General features: G+C 30.3%; 23 protein-coding genes. 14 read left to right on the top strand and 9 right to left on the bottom strand.

What is annotated here, in order from left to right; translation table 11 throughout:
- The first annotated feature begins 221 nt into the window (after nucleotides 1-221).
- From G0Q09_RS12820 to G0Q09_RS12810, 3 genes are read left to right on the top strand one after another with little or no spacing between them, the layout of a single operon-like run.
- The gene (locus tag G0Q09_RS12820) at nucleotides 222-602 is read left to right on the top strand and encodes a Fur family transcriptional regulator (RefSeq protein WP_115000737.1); all 381 of its coding nucleotides are present in this window, start codon (nucleotides 222-224) and stop codon (nucleotides 600-602) included.
- On the top strand, nucleotides 590-1336 hold the full coding sequence (locus G0Q09_RS12815) for a class I SAM-dependent methyltransferase (RefSeq protein WP_257468246.1): 747 nt from the start codon (nucleotides 590-592) through the stop codon (nucleotides 1334-1336). Before G0Q09_RS12820 ends, G0Q09_RS12815 begins: the two co-directional genes overlap by 13 nt.
- Complete coding sequence (locus G0Q09_RS12810; RefSeq protein ID WP_219035171.1) at nucleotides 1333-2040, top strand: ZIP family metal transporter; 708 nt, start codon at nucleotides 1333-1335, stop codon at nucleotides 2038-2040. The genes G0Q09_RS12815 and G0Q09_RS12810 overlap by 4 nt, the downstream gene beginning before the upstream one ends.
- Nucleotides 2041-2083: 43 nt before the next feature.
- Here G0Q09_RS12810 and G0Q09_RS12805 read toward each other — a convergent pair whose 3' ends face one another.
- Together G0Q09_RS12805 and G0Q09_RS12800 are read right to left on the bottom strand one after the other, a co-directional pair.
- Nucleotides 2084-2611 (bottom strand): hypothetical protein, encoded by a 528-nt coding sequence (locus G0Q09_RS12805; RefSeq protein WP_219035170.1) that lies wholly within the window; start codon nucleotides 2609-2611, stop codon nucleotides 2084-2086.
- 181 nt (nucleotides 2612-2792) lie between these two features.
- Nucleotides 2793-3491, bottom strand: coding sequence for a pseudouridine synthase (locus G0Q09_RS12800; protein WP_219035169.1), 699 nt, complete (start codon nucleotides 3489-3491; stop codon nucleotides 2793-2795).
- 71 nt (nucleotides 3492-3562) lie between these two features.
- Between G0Q09_RS12800 and G0Q09_RS12795 the strand changes: the two genes are divergently transcribed.
- Nucleotides 3563-4306, top strand: a complete 744-nt coding sequence (locus G0Q09_RS12795) for a Rossmann-fold NAD(P)-binding domain-containing protein (RefSeq protein WP_219035168.1) — start codon at nucleotides 3563-3565, stop codon at nucleotides 4304-4306.
- A gap of 196 nt (nucleotides 4307-4502) precedes the next feature.
- Here G0Q09_RS12795 and lpdA read toward each other — a convergent pair whose 3' ends face one another.
- The 3 genes from lpdA to pepE all read right to left on the bottom strand — a co-directional run bounded on the left by lpdA (nucleotide 4503) and on the right by pepE (nucleotide 7759).
- Nucleotides 4503-5903, bottom strand: a complete 1401-nt coding sequence (lpdA, locus tag G0Q09_RS12790; protein WP_115000751.1) for a dihydrolipoyl dehydrogenase — start codon at nucleotides 5901-5903, stop codon at nucleotides 4503-4505.
- A gap of 118 nt (nucleotides 5904-6021) precedes the next feature.
- On the bottom strand, nucleotides 6022-6993 hold the full coding sequence (locus tag G0Q09_RS12785) for a S41 family peptidase (protein WP_219035167.1): 972 nt from the start codon (nucleotides 6991-6993) through the stop codon (nucleotides 6022-6024).
- 43 nt (nucleotides 6994-7036) lie between these two features.
- Complete coding sequence (pepE, locus tag G0Q09_RS12780; RefSeq protein WP_219035166.1) at nucleotides 7037-7759, bottom strand: dipeptidase PepE; 723 nt, start codon at nucleotides 7757-7759, stop codon at nucleotides 7037-7039.
- Nucleotides 7760-7936: 177 nt separating this feature from the next.
- Between pepE and G0Q09_RS12775 the strand changes: the two genes are divergently transcribed.
- The 6 genes from G0Q09_RS12775 to G0Q09_RS12750 all read left to right on the top strand — a co-directional run bounded on the left by G0Q09_RS12775 (nucleotide 7937) and on the right by G0Q09_RS12750 (nucleotide 12167).
- On the top strand, nucleotides 7937-8812 hold the full coding sequence (locus G0Q09_RS12775; protein ID WP_219035165.1) for a hypothetical protein: 876 nt from the start codon (nucleotides 7937-7939) through the stop codon (nucleotides 8810-8812).
- Between the two features lie 87 nt (nucleotides 8813-8899).
- A complete protein-coding gene (locus G0Q09_RS12770; RefSeq protein WP_219035164.1) occupies nucleotides 8900-9868 on the top strand; it encodes a fumarylacetoacetate hydrolase family protein in 969 nt (322 codons plus the stop codon).
- Nucleotides 9869-9877: 9 nt separating this feature from the next.
- Nucleotides 9878-10756, top strand: coding sequence for a flavin reductase family protein (locus tag G0Q09_RS12765; protein ID WP_219035163.1), 879 nt, complete (start codon nucleotides 9878-9880; stop codon nucleotides 10754-10756).
- Between the two features lie 3 nt (nucleotides 10757-10759).
- A complete protein-coding gene (locus G0Q09_RS12760; protein WP_219035162.1) occupies nucleotides 10760-11431 on the top strand; it encodes an NAD-dependent epimerase/dehydratase family protein in 672 nt (223 codons plus the stop codon).
- The gene (locus tag G0Q09_RS12755) at nucleotides 11428-11610 is read left to right on the top strand and encodes a YqaE/Pmp3 family membrane protein (protein WP_171622766.1); all 183 of its coding nucleotides are present in this window, start codon (nucleotides 11428-11430) and stop codon (nucleotides 11608-11610) included. Before G0Q09_RS12760 ends, G0Q09_RS12755 begins: the two co-directional genes overlap by 4 nt.
- On the top strand, nucleotides 11607-12167 hold the full coding sequence (locus G0Q09_RS12750) for a hypothetical protein (RefSeq protein ID WP_171622765.1): 561 nt from the start codon (nucleotides 11607-11609) through the stop codon (nucleotides 12165-12167). Before G0Q09_RS12755 ends, G0Q09_RS12750 begins: the two co-directional genes overlap by 4 nt.
- Nucleotides 12168-12213: 46 nt before the next feature.
- Here G0Q09_RS12750 and G0Q09_RS12745 read toward each other — a convergent pair whose 3' ends face one another.
- The gene (locus G0Q09_RS12745) at nucleotides 12214-12381 is read right to left on the bottom strand and encodes a hypothetical protein (RefSeq protein WP_219035161.1); all 168 of its coding nucleotides are present in this window, start codon (nucleotides 12379-12381) and stop codon (nucleotides 12214-12216) included.
- Nucleotides 12382-12463: 82 nt separating this feature from the next.
- Here G0Q09_RS12745 and G0Q09_RS12740 point away from each other — a divergent pair, with 82 nt between their 5' ends.
- The 3 genes from G0Q09_RS12740 to G0Q09_RS12730 all read left to right on the top strand — a co-directional run bounded on the left by G0Q09_RS12740 (nucleotide 12464) and on the right by G0Q09_RS12730 (nucleotide 16086).
- Complete coding sequence (locus G0Q09_RS12740) at nucleotides 12464-13057, top strand: hypothetical protein (protein WP_219035160.1); 594 nt, start codon at nucleotides 12464-12466, stop codon at nucleotides 13055-13057.
- A gap of 122 nt (nucleotides 13058-13179) precedes the next feature.
- A complete protein-coding gene (locus tag G0Q09_RS12735; RefSeq protein ID WP_219035159.1) occupies nucleotides 13180-15450 on the top strand; it encodes a sensor histidine kinase in 2271 nt (756 codons plus the stop codon).
- A 3-nt stretch (nucleotides 15451-15453) separates the two neighbouring features.
- Nucleotides 15454-16086 (top strand): response regulator transcription factor, encoded by a 633-nt coding sequence (locus tag G0Q09_RS12730; RefSeq protein WP_125349324.1) that lies wholly within the window; start codon nucleotides 15454-15456, stop codon nucleotides 16084-16086.
- A gap of 410 nt (nucleotides 16087-16496) precedes the next feature.
- Here the strand turns inward: G0Q09_RS12730 and lplA are convergent, their stop codons facing one another.
- Together lplA and G0Q09_RS12720 are read right to left on the bottom strand one after the other, a co-directional pair.
- Nucleotides 16497-17483 carry a lipoate--protein ligase gene (lplA, locus tag G0Q09_RS12725; RefSeq protein WP_219035158.1) on the bottom strand — a complete coding sequence of 329 codons (987 nt, stop codon included), beginning with the start codon at nucleotides 17481-17483 and terminating at the stop codon, nucleotides 16497-16499.
- A 126-nt stretch (nucleotides 17484-17609) separates the two neighbouring features.
- Nucleotides 17610-19469, bottom strand: a complete 1860-nt coding sequence (locus G0Q09_RS12720) for a TonB-dependent receptor plug domain-containing protein (protein ID WP_219035157.1) — start codon at nucleotides 19467-19469, stop codon at nucleotides 17610-17612.
- A gap of 87 nt (nucleotides 19470-19556) precedes the next feature.
- Between G0Q09_RS12720 and G0Q09_RS12715 the strand changes: the two genes are divergently transcribed.
- Nucleotides 19557-21038 (top strand): aminotransferase-like domain-containing protein, encoded by a 1482-nt coding sequence (locus tag G0Q09_RS12715; protein WP_219035156.1) that lies wholly within the window; start codon nucleotides 19557-19559, stop codon nucleotides 21036-21038.
- A gap of 353 nt (nucleotides 21039-21391) precedes the next feature.
- Here the strand turns inward: G0Q09_RS12715 and G0Q09_RS12710 are convergent, their stop codons facing one another.
- On the bottom strand, nucleotides 21392-21847 hold the full coding sequence (locus tag G0Q09_RS12710) for a DUF4442 domain-containing protein (RefSeq protein ID WP_219035155.1): 456 nt from the start codon (nucleotides 21845-21847) through the stop codon (nucleotides 21392-21394).
- Nucleotides 21848-22213 lie beyond the last annotated feature (366 nt).

Genomic DNA, 22213 nt, shown 5'->3' with positions numbered 1-22213 from the left:
TTTACCCTCAAAGGTCTGAAAAAAGTAGAATTGGAGTTCGGTTTACACGCTTTAGCACACAATCTAAGAAAGAAAGTTGCCTAAAGAGGACAACTTTTTCTATTTTCCAAAATAATATACATTTTACTGAAATAAAAAATCCGCCTCAAATTTTGTTGTGAGACGGATTCTTTTTTATTTCCCATAAAATTTGTATTATTGCAACATATTTGCATTAAGAAATGAAAAGACGAAATACACCAACCAAACAAGCGGTTATTGATTTGTTCAATTCGTGTACGACTGCATTAAATCAGGAACAAATTGAAACGCAATTGCAAGGAAAAATGGACAGAGCAACGATTTATCGTATTCTGAATAATTTTTGCGAAGACGGAATGATGCATAAAGTTGTGGGAGATGATGGCGTAAATTATTTTGCGATGTGCAAGACGTGTTGCGAGCATACACAGCATCATCACGATCATTTTCATTTTCGTTGTACGACTTGCAATCAACTTATTTGCTTGAAAGAAGAAATCAAAATTAATTTACCCGAAGGATTTTCGATGCAAGATTGCAATTGCGTCATCACAGGAACTTGCCCAAATTGCCAAAAATAACAACAATGGATTTACAATGGTTTGTAAAATGGTTTAACTCGCCATATTATCATATTTTATACAAGAACAGAAGTCTTACAGAAGCGGAAGATTTTATTCAAAAAATCACGAAATATTTACAGCTTCCGCAACAAGCAAAAGTGTTAGATTTAGCTTGTGGAAAGGGACGACACGCTATTACATTAAATAAATTAGGTTTTGATGTTTTAGGAATCGATTTATCTGAAGAAAGTATCAAGTACGCCAAACAATTTGAAAATGAATATTTAAAATTTGAAAAACATGATATGCGCGAAGTCTATCATCCAAACGAATTTGATGCAGTTTTCAATCTTTTTACAAGTTTTGGTTATTTTGAGAATTATGAAGATAATTTTAAAGTTTTTGAAGCTGTAAATCAACAAATAAAATCGCACGGAATCTTTGTTTTGGATTATTTGAATGCAGAAAAAGTAGTTTCGACAATGATTCCTTATGAGGAAAAACTGATTGATGGTATTTTATTCAAAATCACAAAATCCGTCGAAATTGGTTTTATCAAAAAAGAAATTGATTTCACAGATAAAGGTGAAACATTTCATTTTGAAGAGTTTGTTCGTTTAATTTATTTCAACGATTTCAAAAAAATATACGAAACAGAAGGTTTTATTTTAGATAAAGTATTCGGAAATTATAATCTTGATGCTTTTGATGAACAAACTTCTGACCGATTAATTCTAGTTTTAAACAAATGAAAGAAAGTCTAATCTTAATTTCAAGTGTGTTAATTGGAGTTTTATTTTCTCGAATATTACTCAAAAATAAACACAACTCAAAACTGCTGCTAACCTTTAGTGGTGCGTATTTCTTAGCGATGACCGTTTTAGAAATCTTACCTCAAGTTTATGGACATCCATCTGAAAATCATACTGATCATTCAATCGGATTGTTTGTTTTATTAGGTGTTGTTGTGCAATATATTTTAGAAACGATTAGTAAAGGCGTTGAGCACGGACATATTCATTTGCACAAAAAAGAGCAATTTCCTTTCGGAATTTTTGGCGGATTATTTTTGCACTCAATTATCGAAGGAATCCCTGTTGCAAATGCAGAATCTCACAATTTTATGTGGGCAATTTTTGTTCATAATATTCCAGTTTCGATGATTTTGTTTAGCGCATTATGTCAACATACAGAATCTAACGCAAAACGTTTTCTGTTTATGACTTTGTTTGCATTAGCTGCTCCAATGGGATATTTCTTAGGAAAACATACCATTATTTCTAATTATTCTTTGGAAATGAGCGCAATTGTTTCGGGAATATTTTTACATATTTCAACCGTAATTTTGTTCGAAAGTAATGAAGGACACAAATTTAATCTGAAAAAGTTTGGTTCTATTCTGGTTGGATTTGTTCTCGCTTATCTCACCGTTTCTATGCATGTTCATTCACATTAAAAATAACAAAAAAGAAGTTCTAAATTGAACTTCTTTTCGTTTATTATAACATTTTTCGATGATCTAAAACTAAAATTTCGCCATTCGAAACAAATTTCCATTTTTGATCTTTCTTGCATTCAGAATTTGGAGTAGCAGATTTAATATCAAATTCAACTTCTTTGTTTTTCATTGAAATCGAAGTATGATAATCACATTTACCAATCTTTACATTGGTTGATACATTATCATTTGCCAATAAATCCGTTTCTGGAATAGATTTTATTGCTTCATTAATAATATTCAAATCTAATTCATTGTAAATCAAATCAAAATTATCTGTGACTAAATTCGTCGATAATCGAAACGAATTTGCTTCAACATCTGTTCTAATCGCGGTATTTTTAGTATTCAAATCTAATTCTTCGATACGTTTAGGACAATCCAAATAATCTGGAATTTTTTGCGCTTGTTTACTTTGTAAATCTTTCTGAAAAGTAATTAATTCTGAAAATAACTGTATTTTTTCAGGTGAAGCTTCAATAAATTCTGTCGTTTCTTTTAATTCTTGTTCTGATAATTGCTTAGGCACAGAATTTTTTTCTGAACAATTAAATAAAATAAATAAAGTAAAAAATGAGTAAAAATAATGTTTCATAAGCAAGTGTTTTTAGTTTTTACAATTTTACGAAATATTATACTCAATTTCAATTATTTAACGTTCTGAATTATAAATTTAATATAAATGATAAATTGAGAAATATTAATTAAGGTTATTTATATTTTTCTAAATCCATACCAAGAATATCTCCTACACGAGAAAATTCTTCATTTATCTTAGCATTCAAAACGAGTTGTTCATTTGTCATTGGATGATTAAATACCAATTGATGCGCGTGAAGCATCATTCCTTTCAATCCAAAATTCTCCAACCACAATTTATTTTGCTTATTACAACCATGCGGACGACTTCCCAAAATTGGATGAAAAATATGACGAAAATGCTTGCGCAACTGATGCATACGACCAGTTTCGGGAATTGCTTCCACCAAACAATAACGTGAAGTCGGATGATTGTTATACTCTAAATCAATTTCGGCAATTTGCAAACGATGAAAATAGGTAATTGCATTTTGCTTTACACCATCATCATTCGTCAAATCATAATCTATCGTCATTTCTTCGGGAGCCCAACCACGCAAAATAGCCAAGTACTTTTTTTCGACTTCGCGTGTTGCAAATCGATCATTCATAATTTTTAAACTTTCTTTATCTAAAGCAAAAAGCAAAACTCCTGACGTTTTACGATCCAAACGATGAATAGGATAAACATGTTGCCCACCGATTTGATTACGTAATTCCTGAACTGCAAAAACAGACGCATCACGCGCATAAAAAGATTTGTGAACCAACAATCCGCTCGGTTTATTAATGGCAATAATATATTCGTCTTGATAAAGAATTTCTAACATTTGGCAAAAATAGAAAGTTATTTTCGGTTAGAAAATAGAACAGTCTTATATTTATTGTTTAATAAAATTGAATGAAAAAAGGATTGATTATTGGAAAAGGATGGTTAGGTTCAAGATTAGAAAAGTATTTAGAAAAGCAATTTTTGATTGAAACTACTAAACGAATTTCTGATGCAGAAAATTGTTTTTCAATCGATTTTGATGATTATAAATTTGAAAAAATTAAACACAATTATGATTTTATTATTGTGACAATTCCATTTGGAAGAAGAAATAATTTAGAAGATTTACAAGAACGATTTCATCATTTGATTGACTTTTTAGGAGATTATAACAATCAACTTATCTTGTTAAGTTCAATTGTAATTTATCCAGAAAATAATGAAATTATTTTTGAAAATTCAATTGAAACTATTTATTTAAATAATCCTTATTATTCAATTGAAAATCAATTAAAAGAAAAGTTCAATCAATTGATTATTTTACGCTTAGGCGGATTAATGGGAGACGATAGATTTCTTTCTAAATATTTGACTCTAGAACATCCTAATCTATCTCAAATAGTCAACCATATACATTATAAAGATGTTTGTCAAGTGATCAAAAAAATGATTAATAAAAATAAAAATTCATCCATTTATAATGTCGTTGCACCAATTCATCCAACAAAAGAAGAAGTGTTGGAATATCAGTTAAACAAGAAAACTATTTCTTCTAAAAATCGAGATGGTAAAATAATTTCAAGTCAAAAAATACAAGATGAATTTAATTATGAATTCATTTATCCAGATCCAGTTTACTTTAAGGAAAATTAATTTCTTCTCTTTCGTTCTTTTGCTTTAAAAACAAAAAAGAAAATTATTATTGATAAAAGAGTAATTAACATTGTATCCCAATTTTCTTTGAATAAAGTCGTGATATTTTCCATTCTTGATGTTTATAAAGTTTAAAATTATAAAAAAAGCTGCTCTTACGAACAGCTTTTTAGGAATTTATCTTAAATCTATTTGATTAAGCGTGAATTGGACGATTGTCTGTAGCAGCTAAAGCAGCTTCTTTGATCGCTTCTGAGAATGTTGGGTGAGCATGAGACATTCTTGTTAAATCTTCTGCAGATGCACGGAATTCCATTGCTACAACTCCTTCTGCAATTAAATCAGCAGCACGAGCACCAATAATATGCATTCCTAAGATTTCGTCTGTGTTTTTATCAGCTAAAATTTTGGCAAAACCGTCTGTATCCATAGATGCACGAGCACGTCCTAAAGCTTTGAAAGGGAAAGAACCAACTTTGTACTCTACTCCTTCTTCTTTTAATTGCTCTTCTGTTTTACCAACTCCTGCAACTTCTGGCCAAGTATAAACAACACCAGGAATTAAGTTATAGTTGATATGAGGTTTTTGACCTGCTAATTGCTCAGCAACTAAAACACCTTCTTCTTCTGCTTTATGTGCTAACATTGCACCAGCAACAACGTCACCAATCGCATAAATGTTAGAAACATTAGTTTGTAAGTGATCGTTTGTTTTGATACGACCTCTTTCGTCAACCTCTACTCCTACGTTTTCTAAACCTAAAGATCCTGTGAAAGCACGACGACCAACAGCTACTAAAGCGTAATCTCCGTTAATTTCGATTTCTTCTCCTTTTTTAGAAGTTGCTTTTAATGTAACATCATTTCCGTTATTTACAACAGAAGTTACACCAGTTGAAGTGTGGAATTTCATTCCTTGTTTTTTCAATACTTTTGTCAACTCTTTAGACAAAGCACCATCCATTCCTGGAATAACACGGTCTGCATATTCTACAACAGTTACTTGAGAACCCAAACGTAAGTAAACAGATCCTAACTCTAATCCGATAACACCACCACCGATAACGATTAAGTGTTTTGGAACTTCAGATAAAGCTAATGCTTCTGTAGAAGTGATGATACGAGTTTTATCTGTTGGTGCAAATGGTAATTCAGATGAAACTGATCCAGTTGCAATAATTGTATTTTTAGCTTCAATTTCTTGAGTAGAACCGTCTTTAGCTGTAACTACAATATGAGTTGCATCTTTAAAAGCACCAGTACCTTCTAACACATCAATGTTATTTTTACTCATCAAGTATTTGATACCAGCTACGTTAGTATCTACAACACCTGCTTTTCGAGCAATCATTTGAGTGAAGTTTACTTTTGGAGCATCGATTTCGATTCCGTGCTCTTTAAAGTGATTTACAGCATCGTAATAGTGGTGAGAAGAATCTAATAAAGCTTTTGATGGAATACATCCTACATTAAGACATGTACCTCCTAAACTTTCTTTCTCGATAATTGCTGTTTTAAATCCTAATTGCGCTGCGCGAATAGCTGCAACATATCCTCCAGGTCCAGCACCAATTACGGCTACATCATAAGAACTCATATAGTTTTATTTTGATTTATTATTATAATTAATTTAAACTCTACAAATATAACCAATATCGAATAGATTTTCGTTATAAAATTGTAATGAATTTTGTTAGGAAATTGGGAAAAATAAGCTATTCTTTAATATCTGATTTGATAAAGTTTAAAATTTCATCTTCTGTGCACAATTCATAATCTGGCTCAATTCCATATGGATAAATGTTCTTTTTAGCATCCATCATATATCCAGCTGTTAAATTAAGCATATCGCCATTAGACAATTTTGTATTCGTATTCATAGTAGCTGCTCCCATCGTTTTCTTACCTAGAACTTTCACATTCGAAAGTGATTTTAACGTAATTAATGTAGCTTCGCCCGCACTACTTGTCCTATGATTAATCAAAACATAAATTTTCCTTGGATGAATTGTATTTATTATCGGATAATTAATATATCCTTTTGATAAATTATTAACTCCATTAAAAAAATATCCATCTTTTTTTGACCAAGGAATATCATCATTATTAATTTTAGAATATCCTAATACATTATCTTCAAAAAATGGTAATAAAGATGTTATCATTACCCAATTAGAACCTCCCGTATTATCTCTCAAATCGATAATCCAATAATTAGAATTTGCTTGTTCAGAAATAATTTTCAGGTTATTGAAAATATAATCTTTATCACTTATCGTTTTATCAAAACCATGACGCTTAATCCTAATATATGCTACGTTAGGAATTTTAATCAGCTTATTATTATCGTCTACTTTCAACAAACAAGCGCTATCAATTTTTATTTTAGGAAAACGACCTCTTAATAATACATTATCTTTCGTACGATAATGTGTATGGTTATTCCCTAATAAAGTAATTGCCTCTACAATCGCCGAATCTTTCGATATTTTAGATTTCTCGATTACTTTTTTCTCCAAATTCTCCCAATCAACTTTATCTCTATCGATAAAACCTTTTTTCATGACAGAAAATAATTCTTCATAATCAGGTGTAATTTCTGAAACTGATGATTCGTTAACGACCTTTTCTTTACAACCAAATGTAAAAAGAATTAAAAAAATAAAAAAAAATCTATTTATTCTCATTGTTCTCTAAATTCATATTGTGAAATTTAAAGATAAATGATTTTTAAATACTATAAACTTTTTCTTCTAAAATACCAGATTCAAATTCAATTGGTTGTTCGTTCTGTCTGAAAATTCGTGCAGATAATTTTCCTTTCAATTCCACCACTCCATTTTCTACACGAAGCCAACTTCCTTCTCTCAATCCAACTACAACTTGATGATTAAACTTGTGAAATTCATTAATACGCGTTTCTCTTGTTTCTCCTTTGTGTGTAGAATTTGGATCAGGATCCAAATAATGCGGATTAATATTAAAAGGTAAAAATTGCAATGCATCAAAATTTGGTGGATAAACGATCGGCATATCGTTTGTTGTTCCAATTGTTAAACCTGTTAAATTACTTCCTGCGCTAGTTCCAATATATGGCATTCCGTTATGTACAGCACTTCTCAACTCTTCTACCAAACCAAGTTCATATAACGTTTTTAGCAATAAAAATGTATTTCCTCCTCCAATAAAAATCGCTTTCGCATGCAAAATGGCTTCTTTTTTATTCTCGAAAGTATGCAAACCTTTTACAGAAATTCCAACTGTTTGCAAAGCATCTTTCACATTTTGCGTATAATCATCGTACGAAATTCCCGAAGGACGCGCATAAGGAACAAAAATGATTTCATCAGAATTAGTAAATTCTTTGATTTCATCTTTTATATATTCTAAAAAACTATAACCGTGAATAGTACTCGTACTTATCACTAATAGTCTATCATTTGGATTTATCATGTTATCGAATTTTAACTCAAAAGTAAGTTTAAAATAAGAAAGTAGGTGAAAAATTGACAAAAAATTATAACGAATTACTTTACTTTTGTACAATTCTAAAAAATGGAATTTCAAGATTTCTAGATCTTCATGAAAAAAATAGTACGCTTCATTATACCTTTATTCATAGTTGTTATTATGCTAATAATTGGAATAGAACAAACGCTTCGAAAAATTCCCAATGATTACAAATACAAAGCAGATTATTTAAAAAAGAATGGAAAACAAATACAAACTTTGATTCTTGGGAGTTCGCATACTTTTACGGGGCTCAATCCAAAATTATTTAAAAATAAAACTTTTAATGCTGCGCATTCTGCTCAATCATTAGATTTAGATTATAAAATTTTTGAACAAAATCGAAAATATTTACCCAATTTAAAAACCATTATTATTCCCATTTCGTACTTTTCATTTACAAAACAATTGAATGATTTTAATCAAAAGAAGTTAAAATATTATTCAATTTATTGGAAAATTGATATAAATAATAACGACTTTAATCTTAATTACGAAATTTTTTCAGAACCTATTGATGTTAATTATAATCGAATAAAAGATTATTGGATTCAGGATAAAAATAATTTAACAATAGATATTAATGGTTATATAAAAAAGCGATACGAACCAAGTTGGAATGATAGTATTTACGCTAAAAAAACGTTTGAAAGACATCGTGCAAATTTAAATTCAAATCAAGTACAACGTATTATAAAAACACATTTTTATGATTTAGAACAAATTATAAAACAAGCAAAATCAAATGATATAAAAATTGTTCTATTGGCTACTCCTACAACCAATTTATATAAAAATTATGTCATAAATACACCTCAATATTTCAACTTAAAAAATAATATTAATCGCTTATCGAAATACGATAATGTCGTTTTCATCGATTATTTTATTAATAATAAAGATTTCAATAAAAAAGATTTCAAAAATTCAGATCATCTAAATGCAAAAGGTGCTGATAAGTTAACGTTGAAAATAGATTCTATTATGAATAAATAAAATAAGTTCTATAAATTTTCTCTTTTTTTCTTCACTTATTTCAACATTAAAATCATCTTCGTATCTTCACCTCTCAAACAACAAATAATGAAATTCGTTACTTTCTTAGACAATCGACAAGAAAAAGTAGGTCTTGTTTTGCAAGACTCTATCTATGATTTGACACAGATTAATCACAACTTACCCTCTACCCTAATTGATATTTTAGCTGATGATGATTTTTCACTTATAATTTGTCAACAGATTACAAACGAAATCAATCGTGGTGAACATAAGAAAGCTCTAGTAAAAGAGCCTCAAATCTTGGCTCCAATACCTCATCCTTCAAGTTTTAGAGATGCGTATGCGTTTCGTCAACATGTAGAAACTTCTCGGTTGAATAGAGGTTTGGATATGATTCCAGAATTTGATCAATTTCCTGTGTTCTATTTCTCTAATCATCAAGCTATTCAAGGTCCAGGAAAAATAATTGCCATGGAAAAACATTTCAATCGAATGGATTTTGAACTTGAAGTCGCTATTGTCATCAAAAAAGAAGGTATCAATATAAAAGCAGAACATGCAGATGAATATATTGGTGGTTTTATGATTTTGAATGATTTAAGTGCACGTGCGTTACAAATGGAAGAAATGAAACTGAATCTTGGTCCTGCAAAAGGAAAAGATTTCGCTTCGATGTTTGGTCCATATTTAGTAACACCAAACGAAATCGAAAAATACAAAGTTGAGCCTAAAGAAGGACATATCGGAAATTGTTATGATTTAGAAATGTCTTGTTCAGTCAATAATATTGAAGTTTCTCATGGAAATTTCAAAGATATGCATTGGACTTTCGCCGAGATTATCGAACGTATTTCGTATGGTGTCAAACTTTATCCTGGTGATATTATAGGGTCTGGAACGGTTGGTACAGGTTGTTTTCTTGAATTGAATGGAACTGGAAAACGTCAGAATCCAGCTTATAAAGAACAATGGTTACAACCAAATGATACTATCGAAATGTCTGTTACAGGATTAGGAAAATTAGTAAATTCTGTTCATCTTTATACCCAATAAACTCAACTTATGCAACATACAAAATCTTTTGAGCCAAATACAAGTCAATTTAATGACATTTTCAAACACGCTATTTCTCCACGTCCTATTTGCTTTGCAAGTACGATAGATAAAGACGGAAATGTAAATTTGAGCCCATTTTCATTCTTCAATATGATGGGACAAAATCCGCCTATTTGTGTATTTTCTCCACTTCGAAAAATGAGAGATGGATCGACAAAGCATACATTAGAAAATGTTTGGGAACACCCTGAATGTGTAATTAATATTGTCAATTATAACATGGTTCAGCAACAATCGTTGGCAAGTGTGGAATATCCAAAAGGTGTAAATGAATTTGTGAAAGCTGGTTTTACAGAATTACCTTCAGAGTTGGTTAAACCTCCTCGTGTAGCCGAATCTCCGATTCAATTTGAATGTAAAGTGCGTGAAGTAATTTCTGTTACAGATCAACCAGGTGCAGCTAATTTGGTGATTGCAGAAATTGTGCGCATGCATGTACAAGAGGATTTACTGGATGAAAATGATAAAGTTTCGCCTTATGATTTGGATTTAGTTGCTCGTATGGGAGGTGATTATTATTGCCGAGTTATTCCAGAATCGATCTTCGAAGTCGAAAAACCTACGCGTACAATTGGTTTGGGAATAGATCAACTTCCTGACGAAGTGAAGCATTCTAATTATTTAACAGGTAATAATTTAGGTCAATTAGGAAATGTAGAAAAATTACCTACAGATGAAATGATTAGTAATTTCAAAGAGCAATTGACAGAACGATTAGATATTCAGAAATTTAAATCTGAAGAGGTTCGTCATCAAGTTGCAGCAAAACTTTTGGAACAAGGTGATGTAAATGGTGCGTGGTATTGGTTGTTAATGAAAATTTAGACGATGGGTAAAACTGCATTGGTTTTAGGAAGATCAGGTTTAATTGGTTCTCTTCTCTTAGAAAAGTTATTCAATCATCCTGATTATGCTACTATTGTCACAATTGTTCGAAAACCTCAACAAATCAATCATCCAAAGTTAATTGAAATCGTAACTGACTTTAATTCAGATATTAATTTAGATGAAATCCAGCAGATTGATTCTATTTTTTCGTGCTTGGGAACAACTCGAAAAAAGACGCCTGATTTAGATGCTTATCGTAAAATTGAAGTCGATATTCCGAATCAGTTTGCAAAGCTTGGGAATCAAAAAGGATTAACTAAGTTTCATTATATTTCGGCAGTTGGTGCAAATGCGAACTCGTCTAATTTTTATTTAAAAATGAAAGGCGAAGCCGAAGAAACATTGCAAAAGAATACTATCAAACAACTGTTCTTGTATCGCCCATCTTTGTTGATTGGCAATCGAGCGGAATATCGTTTGGCTGAGAATATCAGTGCAAAAGTTTTTCCTTTGATCAATTTCTTTTTACGCGGAAAATTATCTAAATATAAATCAATTGAAGCTGGAAAAGTTGCTCAATCACTTATTGAAAATGATTTGCATTCAACATCAAATAAAGTTTCAGTTTTATATTACAACGAAATAATTAATTCGATAAATACAACACAATGATCATACTAGCCGTACTCCTACCTTGGTTATCATTCATTTTAAGAGGAAAAATAATACAAGGCGTTATTTGCTTAATCTTACAAATCACCTTAATTGGATGGTTGCCCGCAGCAATTTGGGCTGTTGCGTCACTTTTGGACGGAAGAAACAAAGCAAGGATAAAAGAATTGAATAGATGATAAATCAATATAAAATAGCAAAAGATAACATTAACTTGTACGTCACTTTAGAAATTAATCCTTCTAAAAGGAGAAAATTCTTTTTGTTCTTTTGCATTTTATTGATGATTTCAATTCCGATTAGTTTAATCACAATAATTGATTCGGAGCCGCAAAATTTCTTTGTTCCAATTTCTATAATCAGCTTCCTTATTTTCTATTTTATTATTCGATATTTTCTGTGGAATATTTATGGAAAAGAGAATATTATTATCAATAATAAGACAATTAGTTATAATCGAGATTTTGGTTTATATCAAACAAAATATTCTTCTATTAAGTATTCAAAATTAGATTTTGCAATTCAGAAAATTAAAAATGAAAATGATTTAGATGTTGGAGATTTAGTTTTCATTGATTATTTAGAAGATTCTCAATTACCAGAAGTTATTTTTCAGACTTCGATATTAATACCAATTAAAGATTTAAAGAAAATTCAACAAGAAATTGAATTGCATTTGTTTGATATTGACAAAGATAAATTAGCAAGGAATTATATTGTTTTCTCGCAAAATTGAAATAATTTTTAATAAAAAAGACAACTAATTAAGTTGTCTTTTTGCGTTATTTACGTTCATAATAATTTAAGATTTTATCTTCTTTCCCATCATTATTTTTATCACGATATTCTATCAACACCAGCGTATTTTTGTCTACTTTTTGATATTTATACACAGTTGTTTTTCTTGTACCATAAGTTAAACTTAATTCCTTATTACTTTCATTTACCATTTAATCTAGGAAATTCAATAATTATAGTGAGTTTTTTGAACAATTTTCGGGATAATTTAGCAGTATCAAAATAGAAAAGTAGATGAAAAAAATAATGGTTCTAATGGTTTGTAGTCTTTTGGCTTCTTTTGGAAATGCACAAGAGTATACAACTAACAATCTTATTATAAAACAAGGAAATAAAACATTTAATATTAATGAAACTGATCAAACAATAACGCTTCGTCCTGAAGAATTTAGTATTGAATATCTAAATAAACCTTATCAAGAGAAGAAAAAGCTGTTCTATGCTGCCCAAGCATTAGTTACTGATAGTTCGGCTGATGTTAATTTACAGGAAGAAATAAAAATAGAAAGTATTCCATATTTTGAATCTGGTAGTGGTTTTGCTGCAGAGAAAAACCAAGTCATATATTATCCGTTTTTATCGTATGATGGACATCAATATTTGTATTATATTTCAAATAATGAAAAACGTGTGGATAAAATTGCAACATCGGGGAATTGGGATATCTACAAATGGACATTAAAAGGTGTCTATCAATACGACGCTGAAATGGATTGGAATATTTACGACAACGATCAAATACATATTGCTTTAATTATTGATCGAAATTTAGACGGAATTCTTCAAAAAGGTGAATTCTTTAACATTCATATTAATTTTAAGAAATAACAATAACCTATATCTCAACCTACCTCAGCTTATATGTGAACTAAAACAGTCTGCGGATTGCTTTAGTTTCTTTGATTCTACAAAAGACATTATATTAGCTCAAATAAACTCAACATCACAATATGTTAAAAAGTAACAGTGCTTTAAAAATTCTTTTTTTTCAACTTCTAGTCATTATTTTATGCGCTATTAGTGGAATTGCTAATGCACAGGAAGTACTGATTAATTTTGAGAATCAATATAATAAAACAGCTCCAAATTCTGTAGAACGATACGAAATAACCGGAAAATATGCGCAAGCTTTATTGTTTAATAATCAAAAAGAAAAAGCTTTCGCTGTTCTGAAACAAAATATTTCGAGCGCCGAAAAACTGAGTGATGGAAAATATGCTGCTTATTTACATGCTGTTTCTGCAATGAATAATCGTATTGATGATAATTTGAGTGCAACAAACTATAATTTGCAAAAAGCAATTTATTACAGCGGACGCACAACTGATTATTCAACAAAAGGATATGTTAAATATTGTGAAGGATGGTTGAATTTAAGAAACAATGAAGATTCTAAGGCTGTAAAAAATTTTATTGATGGGCTTAAATTTCTAGATAAAGCTACTATTACGCCAACTGTTCTTACACGAATGAGTTCTATTTATAACGAATTGACTGGAATTTATTCGAGATGGGATGATTACGAATTACAAGAAAAGTACAGCAAACTTGCTCTAGAAGTAGCACTTAAACAAAATAATCCTAATTTAATTTTTGCTTCTTATATGTCGATTGGATACATGTACGAGCAAAAATTTATGCAAAATGAGAAAAATATTTTTGTACGAGATTTAGCTGAAAAATATTATACTAACGCTATAAATACGTATTATAAAAACAAAAGTGAAATGGCTACAGCGACAGACTTGTCGTTTGTAGCTATTAATCTAGCCAATTTATATCTTCAGTTTTATCCCAAAAACTATCAAGTAAAAGTTATCAAATATGCGTATTTAGCCAAAGAAATTGCTGAACAAAATCATCAATCCGATCACGTTGCCGCTGCTAATGGTATTTTAGCCGAATTATCTTTGCAGAATAACGAAGTTTCTACTGCAAAAAGCTATCTACTCAATTCACTTATAAAAGTCAACGAGAATACAATGCCTGACAAAAATATTCTTCTTTCGTTGTATTTAAGCTTATCTAATATTGAAGATCGTGAAGGGAATTACAAAGAAGCTTTGCGTTATTATAAATTGTATACATCTACTTACAAAGAAATTTATGATAACGAACAAGCGCAGATCAGTAAACGTTTAGAAGCTCAATTTGATAAAGAACGTCAGCAACAACAAATGATTCGTTTACAATTAGAAGCTGAGAAAAAAGAGCAACAAATTCAACTAATGCACTCATTAGGAATTCAACAAGAACAAGAGTTAGAAAATGTAAGATTAAGTGAAGATTTTCAACGTAAACAATTAAAGTTATCTCGATTAGAATCCGATAAACGCTCACAAGAATTAACTATTTCTGAACAGAATTTAAGGCTTTCTAAACTAGAAAATAAAAATAGAAAGGATGAATTGGTCAATTATATCACAGAACTTAATTTCAAAAATAAATTAAACAAGTATTATATCTTTTCGATTATCTTTTTCATCGCCTTACTTGCTCTTTTACTTTATGCCTTAAAACAACGCAACAAACATCTAAAACAACGTGAAGAATTGTATAAATTGGAAATTGAACAAGAACGTCAAAATTCTAAAATATCTACTTTAACAGCACTTCTTGATGGTCAAGAGCAAGAACGTGCTCGTCTTGCACGTGATTTACATGACGGTTTAGGTGGCTTACTTTCTGGAACAAAAATTCAATTAACGCATCTCAACGATAAAATTGACAATCATTCTAAAAAGGATATGGCAAAATCCATTCATCAATTAGATGGAGCAGTTGATGAATTGCGTCGTGTAGCACATAATTTAATGCCAGATTTGTTGTTGAAATATGGTTTGGAAGAAGCCTTAAAAGAATATGCAATCCGAATGTCAAATGAACAATTGGATATTGATGTTCAATTTTTGAGCTATACTAATTCTCTTGACAAAGAAAATCAATTATTGGTCTATCGTATCATTCAAGAATTAGTAAATAATGCCATTAAACATGCAAATGCAGCACAAATTATCATCCAATTTGTAGAAGATGAGACAAACTATTCTGTAACCGTTGAAGATGATGGGAAAGGCTTTGACATGAATAATACAAAACTAACGAAATCAGCAGGTTTACATAATATTCAATCACGCATTCAATTTTTAAAAGGACAATTAAATATACATTCAGAAATCGATTTAGGAACAAGTATAGAGTTCCAATTTCCTAAAATATAACTTATGATAAAAATAGCAATCACAGACGATCATCCTTTATTATTAGAAGGTTTGCGAAATATTTTGAGTAATCAACAAAACTTACAAGTGGTCGATTGTTATGCTTCGGCTCAACAATTACAAGAAGCCTTAAAAACAACAGAAATTGATATTCTTTTGTTAGACATCAATTTATCGGATACTAATAGTATTGAATTGATTAAACCTTTCAAGAAAAAATATCCTGATATGCACATTATTATGTTGAGCGTACACAATGAATACGCTGTAATTAATAGTTGTTTGGAAGAAGGTGCTTCGGGTTATATTCAGAAAAATGCTTCTGTTGACGAAATATTAGAAGGAATTAATTCTATTTTTGATGGAAAGAAATTTCTTTGTTCACAAACCAAAAATGTGATGAGTAAAAAGGAAAAAGATGGTTTGAATACGATTCCGAAATTGACGCGTCGCGAAAAAGAGGTTTTAATTGAAGCTGCACAAGGATTAACAACACAACAAATTGCAGATAAGTTATTTATTAGTACACATACGGTAGATAGTCATCGAAAAAATTTGATCGAAAAATTTAAAACATCAAATTTAAGTTCAGCAATCACATCAGCAATAGAATATGGATTGATTTCAAAACCTTAAAAAATACCTATAAATAGGGATATTTTAATTCTAAAATTTTTATCAATTTTGAAAAAGAAATAACAATCTATATTTCAACCAACTAAACAACCGAAATAAGATTACTAACCAATTCTTATTACCTTAACTAGTCTATGAAAAATCGCTTAGTTCTATACTCAAGCGATTTTTTTATATTACTAATTAACTAAAAGTCGTGAGCTCTTCCGTCTTTATTTTTGCAAAAAACTGAGAAATAGGAAGGTTAAAATTAGATCAAGTAAGTTTTCAAAACGATTTTTCATCTAAAATGTAAAAAAACAAGTATCCAGAAAGGATTCAACAATTTCTTAAGAAGAAACAGAATTTTTTATCTAGAAGTAAAATTGAAATCAAAAAACCAAACTTTCATAAAAATTTGGCTTATAATTTTATCGAAATAATTCTAAAATTTCGTCTACTGTAACCTTTCCAAAATAATCTGTTACATCAATAGAATTCAGAACTTTTGTAATTTCTTCTTCGTTATGTTTAACACCAATTAGTTTATTTTCTAAACCTTCAATCGGTTCTGAAGCGAAGAAATCACCAAATATTTTAGCTTTTTCAATTATTCCGCCTCGCTCTACATCCAAGTGAACTTCAATAAAACCTGCTGGAATTTTCTTTGCATTTTTGAAATTATATTTTGGTGAAAAACCAAAATTCCAATCCCATGTTTGGTATTTTTCTTCAATCAATTTCGCAATACCATTCAAATCTTCGATTGTTAAATGATAAATTGTCGCTCCTTCATTTGTTTCTAACATTTCATCAATCAACAAAGCTTTCAACTCGTCCGTCGTCATTTCATTTGGAAAATATTCGATCAAATTAATCACACGTGCACGATTAGATTTGATGGCTTTATCCACATATTTTAATGGATTAATTTTTAATGCATCGCCTAAAACTGACATGTCCGAATTAAAAAGTATCGTTCCGTGTTGAATCATTTTTCCATTACGAGCCAATTTTGCATTTCCACTAAACTTTTTACCATCAACTAACAAATCGTTTCTTCCTTCCAATTTTGCAGGAACATTCAAACTATTTAATAATTTGATGATAGGCTCGGTAAATGTTGAAAAATCCATAAAATCATTCTGTCCTAATAATGTGTGAAAAGAAAAATTTAGGTTCCCTAAATCATGATAAACAGCTCCACCACCCGACATGCGACGAACAACTTTGATATTATTCTCAGTCACATAATCCAAGTTAATTTCTGCCAATGTATTCTGAAATTTTCCGACAATTATTGACGGAGCATTGATATACAGCAAAAAAATATCTTCTGTTGGATAGTGGTACAATAAATATTCTTCTAAAGCTATATTGAAATACGCATCATGAGATGGCGAATCGATGATAATCATACAATTTATTTTTGCAAAGTTAGGAAGAAATTTATGGAATGAAAAAGAGACAACTTTCCTAAAAAAGTTGTCTCATCGCATTTATAATATAAACTATTAAAGAGAATATTAAATGTTTGTCATCATCTAAATCCCTGTAAATTTAATTCCTAAACTCATCCAAGTTGTTGGCAACGGAATGGCTCCAGCTTCGTTATACGTAGTATTAAAAATGTTTTGTGCATCAAAATAAATACTCAAATTATTTTTGAATGAATGATTAATTCTTGCATCAGTAATCCAATAAGATTTATATGATTGACGTGTATTATAACGATTCGCTAAACTTAAAGTAGTTCTTCCGATTGCATAATCTATTGTATTGATTAACTGATGTTTTAAACTTTCTATTTTATATTTAGAATTGTATTGATCATCAACATTTTTAAACTCAGGATCAAGATAAGAATAGCTCAAAGAAAATTTCAAACTCTGGTTCGCAGAAAGGTTTGCTAAATATGAAACCTTCGTATTAAATCCATGTGTTCTCAAATCTCCAAAATTTTGCGCTTGCCAAGGTTCATTAGATGTTAAACGTACCCAATCGATAAAATCTGTGATCGAACGATAAAAATAATAGGCATTAAACGTCCAATTTCTTTTGTTGTATTTGAAACCAATTTCTGTTTGAAATGCCTTTTCAGATTCAACATTTGCATTCCCTATATTTCCTGGTCGTTGATCCAAATATAAATCTGTAAACGAAGGAATTCGCTGGCTTGTACCTGCATTTACCATTAATTTCAAGTTCGAATTTACCGCATAACTCGCATCAATTCCTGGAAATGCTTGCCAACCATATTGAGAATTATAGTTAACATACGTTCCTATATTTACATTCAGTTTTGGTGTAACATCCGTTTTATATTCTGCATAAAATCCTATATTATCGCGTGTATGATTTTTGATACTAGTTGATGAAATTTGCTCATTTCGGTATTCAACTCCTATTCCAATTTGATCTTTATTCAATTGATAGGTCGAATTTACTTCTCCCGAAATAGAATTTGAGTAATGCAGAGAACGTGCTTTACTCAAATCATTTTTATAATAGCGATAATCATCAAAATTGTAACGATAACTCACACGTGGTGCTAACGAAATTCGATCCGATAATTTATGTTTTGACTGAATGTTAACTAATGTTGTTTCAATCAATTCTTTCGAATTTTTATCACCAGGCGAAGCATAAAAACCATTTGCTCCAAATCCATTTTTTACATAACCATACGAAGCAACTAAACTATTGGCATCATCAAACTGAAAGTTTCCTTGATAATACAATTTATTGTTCTCGTAAGCCGTATTGTATCGGTATCCATTTCCCCAATCATGGCTCACATACAACTGATGTTGATGCGTATCTTTTGCCAAATTCGCACCAAGTTGCACACCTCTACTTGTGTAGGTGTCACCTGTATCTTCGGTATCTTTCTTAAAATTTGTTCCAAAATAGGTATTCGCATAAACGCCCGTTTTCTTTGGTTGACGCGTGACAATATTAATAACACCTGTCAAACTATTATTTCCGTAAACACGAGCAGCCGGACCACGTACCACTTCAATTCTGTCAATCGCTTCTAGGGGAATGGGAAGATTTAACGCATTATGAGCTGTTTGATGATCCATAATTTTTACTCCATTCAACAAAATCAATGTTTGCTCAAAACTTCCGCCATCCATCGAAATATCAGCTTGCGTTCCAAACGGTCCTCGTTGACGCAAATCTATTCCAGATGCATACTGCAACACATCCTGTAAAGAACGTGCAGGTAATTTGTTTATTTCTGATTTACTTAACACATAAATGTTTCTATTTTCTTTAGAAAGTGGCGTATTCAGACGGTTATCTAAAATAGAAACTTCACCTATTGCAATGGTATCATTCGCATTTTGTGCAAAAATACTTTGTGCAGCTAAACACAATACCATAGTAATCTTCTTCATTTTTGACTAATTATTTAATTAATTGAGTTAAATCTGATGCGAAAGTAGTACCTTTCCGACCTGTCATAATATACCAGTTTACAGATAATGAATAGTCCGGCTGAAATACCATACAAAAGTTTTATCAAAATCGAACGCAATTCGGATACACCGATTTATCTTCAATTAGCGAATCAACTGGCTAAAGCTATACAATTAGGCTATATTCCAAGTGGGACAAAATTACTTGGAACAAGACAATTAAGTGAAATTTTAACGCTTCATCGCAATACTATTGTCAATAGTTTTCAGGAACTTGAAGCTCAAGGTTGGATAGAAATCGTTCCAAATAAAGGAAGTTATGTGTTAAGTCAAACTTCTCAAAAGTTTCAAAAAACCATTGTTCCAAAGCAATTTTCAATCAATTTGTATCCTGATAAAACGGGTTTTCAATTTGAACAATCGATACTTTTGGATAATCCGTACGAAAGTTTTAATCAACGTTTATATTTAACGGATGGAACAATCGATCATCGGTTAGCAGAATTAAAACTTCCTGCTAAATTATATTCAGCTATTTTAAAACGAAAAACTTCAATTTCAAAAGTAAATCATTCCAAAAATGATTATTTTTTAAAGAATTTAGCAAATTATCTCAATTTGACAAGAGGTTTACATATTTCGAAAGAGAATATTTTAGTGACGAGAAGTTCGGAAATTTCACTTTTTTTAATTGCAGAAATTCTACTGAAACAAAATGATGTTGTTGCGGTTGCAAATTTAAGTTATTATAAAAGTAACATGATTTTTCAGACACAATTTGCTAAAATCAAACAAGTAAAAACGGATCAATTTGGAATTGACACCGACGATTTAAGAAGATTATGCGAGCAATTTCCGATACGAATTGTTTACGTTACACCGCATCACCATTATCCTACAACGGTTACATTAAGTTCGCAAAGAAGAGTTGAATTACTACAACTTTCGCAGGAATTTGGTTTTGCAATTGTGGAAGATGATTACGATTTTGATTTCCATTACAGCAATCATCCAATTTTACCTTTGGCAAGTTCGGATCAAAATGGAATGGTTCTTTATACTGGAAAATTTGGTCATTATCTTGCACCAGGTTACCAAATTGGATTTATTGTAGCACCGAAAAATCTAATTCTTGAAGCGAAGAAACACTTATCAATTCTTGATCAACAGGTTGATCCATTTATCGAACAAGTTTTAGGTGAAATGATTAGCGAAGGTGAAATCAATCGAATCCTAAAAAAACATCGTAAAACCTATCGAGAACGACGCGATTATTTTTGTCAGAAATTGAAAACGGAATTAAATGATTTTATCAGTTTTACTAGTCCAAATGGAGGTTTAGCTGTTTGGATTAATTTTAATCAACCTATAAATTTAATGGAATTAAAACGAAATTGTTTAAAAAATGAATTGTTTATTCCACAAACAATTTTATATCAAACCCAACATCAAACTGGAATTCGCCTTGGATTTGCGCATCTAAATTTTGAAGAAATAGATGAAGTAATTTCAATTTTGAAACAAGAAATCACAAAAAAAGCTGAATAAATTTCAGCCTTTATATTTTTATGTAGGATTAATTACAATTAATCTAAAATCAATGTAATAATTAATTCCTATAAAATAAATCAACGCTAAAAAAGCATAAATTATAAATTGTTTTGATAGTCTGATTTTGAATTTTTTTAGCATAATTCCAACCAAAAAATTAAGTATAATCAACTGTAAAACAACTAAAAATGAATACTTAATTATAAAATACATAACACTAGAAAAATTTACAATACGAATTGAACCATAACTTTTGTAGGATTCGTGAAGAAATAATACTAAACAACTTACAAAAGAAACAATAAAACTAAATAGTACAGAAATTAAAAATGTTTTAAGTATTGGTTTCATTATTTTTTATCTCTCAACTTGAATGTCCACGTAAACTGAAACTCTGAAACAATATCTCCTTCCTCGTCTACGCCTCTACTTGTCACATTTAGCGATACACCTTTCTTCGTTTCGATCGCTTCTTTTATAGCTGCGTCTATTTTTTCTCCATCTTCGCAAGTAAACACAATTTTACCAATAGCTTTTTTCAAATACTTCGATTGCATTCCCAAAACCAACATCGATATATCTTCACCTGATTTAGAAATCTTAGCATTTGCCATCAAACCAGAAGAAAATTCTGCTGCCATTCCTTGCACCGCCCAAAACATACTTTTGAACGGGTTTTGATTGAGAAAACCATATTTTACTCGTGTCGAAACTTTATTTTCTTCCCACAATTCCAAACGAACTCCAGCAATCCACGCAATCGGAATTTGAGTTGTCAGTATATTTTTAAAAAATTCTTTGTTCATATTCTCATTATATCAAAAAGGGTTAATATAATAAAAGTAAATGTTTTATTTGATTTTCTTCAATAATTGAAGAAATTAATTCTAAAGTTACTTATTCATTACGCCTTATTCTACTAAGAAAAGAAAATGTAATTCATCGATATTTAGAGCGCAAAAAAGTAATCAAAAAACTCTTCTCGACTTTTGAATAAATAATGATATCGTTCTTCTATCGCCGTATATCAATCAGGAATAGCAATTTGGATATCCTAACGAAAGTTCCAGAGTAAGAAAAGGTATATAATACTTATCTTACAATTATGAAAGGAATAAAAAATCATTACGATGCTTCATTTAAATTACGAGCGGTAGAATTGAGTTATGAAA

Source organism: Empedobacter falsenii (assembly GCF_019308355.1).
In the GTDB taxonomy this organism is placed as follows: Bacteria; Bacteroidota; Bacteroidia; order Flavobacteriales; family Weeksellaceae; genus Empedobacter; species Empedobacter falsenii_B.
The sequence above is the reverse complement of the archived record's forward strand: the minus strand, read 5'-3'. Positions and strand labels throughout refer to the sequence as shown.